This window comes from Ewingella americana ATCC 33852 (genome assembly GCF_000735345.1).
Classification (GTDB): domain Bacteria; phylum Pseudomonadota; class Gammaproteobacteria; order Enterobacterales; family Enterobacteriaceae; genus Ewingella; species Ewingella americana.
Genome location: NZ_JMPJ01000004.1, coordinates 1 through 1515 on the forward strand (window position 1 = coordinate 1; position 1515 = coordinate 1515).

The window sequence follows — 1515 nt, forward strand, 5'->3', positions numbered from 1 at the left end:
TGGCGGCAGCGCACGGTCTTGACCTTAGGCCAGTTTGCAACACACCGCAAAGTCGCGATTTTAGGTTTGCTGGCTTTGCAAAAGCCATTCGATCACCCGTCGAATGACGGGCCTCAAATACCTGTCTTGCGGTGTCAAAATATAACATTTGCCATCGGCGGCCAGCTTCCCCGGATGGGCATGGACCAGCTGCCCGTTATCGACAAAATCCTGCACTAGGCCTTCCCAGCCGAGTAAAATTCCGTCGCCGAGAACGGCGGCTTGCACCAGAAACGGGTAGTTATTGGCTCGCCATGTCTGCCTTGGCGCGAAGTGATGCACATCTTGTGAGGCAAACCAATCTCGCCAGCCGGTCCATTCGCGCTGGGGATCGTCTTGAATCAACAGCGTGTGGTTAAGTAACTCGGCCGCGTCGGGGTTGGCGGGGAGATGGCGCAAAAACTCGGGGGAACACATCGGGTAACAGACTTCGTCGAACAGCGGCACGGCGTGATAACCAGCGGGCGGAGTGCGCAGATAGAAAATCGCCAGATCAAACTCTGAGGATTTCAACTCGGAGAAGCTGTCCGAAATCTTCATGCGGATCTGTAAATCCGGCATCAGCCGCCGCAGGGCTGAAAGCCGCGATGAGAGCCAAAGACTGCCCATCGCGCTGGTGCAGGCCAGCGTCACCTGTGGCAGGCCGCTCCAACCCATCACCTCGGCGGTGGATTGCGAAATATCCCCCAGAAGTTTTCGCACCTGTTCGGCGTAAATCTCACCGCGAGGCGTCAAGGTCACCTTGCGCTGGCTACGCTGAAACAGCTTGCAGCCCAGCATCTCTTCTAACTGCAAGATCTGCCGGCTGATGGCGCTTTGCGTCAGATTTAACTCATCCGCCGCGCGTGAAAAACTGCAATAACGTGCAACACATTCAAAGGCCACCAAGGTGTTTAGCGGTGGTAAGGGTTCAATCTGCACGTCGGTATGCGCTCCAGTTGGGGCAGAATCAGAGTTCCGCCATCATGTCGTTAATGGTCTGCCCAATATGCTTCACGGCTTGCTCGTAAGCCTCGGTTAATGGCTGAGCATAGTTGATTCGCAGGCAGTTGCGATACTTGCCCGATGCAGAAAATATCGAGCCGATCGCAATTTGGACTTTGTGGACTTCCAGCAGACGGTTGAGCCGCTGGGCGTCGAGGCGCTCGTCGAGTTCAATCCACAGCATAAAGCCTCCCTGCGGGCGACTGACACCCACGCCGCACGGGAAATATTTGCTCACCCAGCAGGTGATGGTGCAGAGGTTACGCTGGTACTGATTGCGCATCCGGCGCAGGTGTTGCAGGTAGTGTCCCTGCTTGATGAAGTCGGTCAGAGCGATTTGCGGTAGGGTCGACGTCGCGCCGGTGCTGATGAACTTCATATGCAAGGCGCGGTTGTGATAACGCCCCGGAGCCAGCCAGCCGACGCGCAGGCCGGGCGCCAACGTTTTGGAAAACGAGCTGCACAGCAACACGCGGCCATCTTCATCGAAAG

2 protein-coding genes are annotated in these 1515 nt (G+C 56.6%); both read right to left on the minus strand.

What is annotated here, in order from left to right:
• Positions 1-60: 60 nt before the first annotated feature.
• Positions 61-960, minus strand: a complete 900-nt coding sequence (locus GEAM_RS00015; RefSeq protein ID WP_034786586.1) for a LysR substrate-binding domain-containing protein — start codon at positions 958-960, stop codon at positions 61-63.
• A 28-nt stretch (positions 961-988) separates the two neighbouring features.
• The coding region (locus GEAM_RS00020; RefSeq protein WP_034786587.1) for an aminotransferase class I/II-fold pyridoxal phosphate-dependent enzyme at positions 989-1515 on the minus strand (527 nt) is incomplete at its 5' end.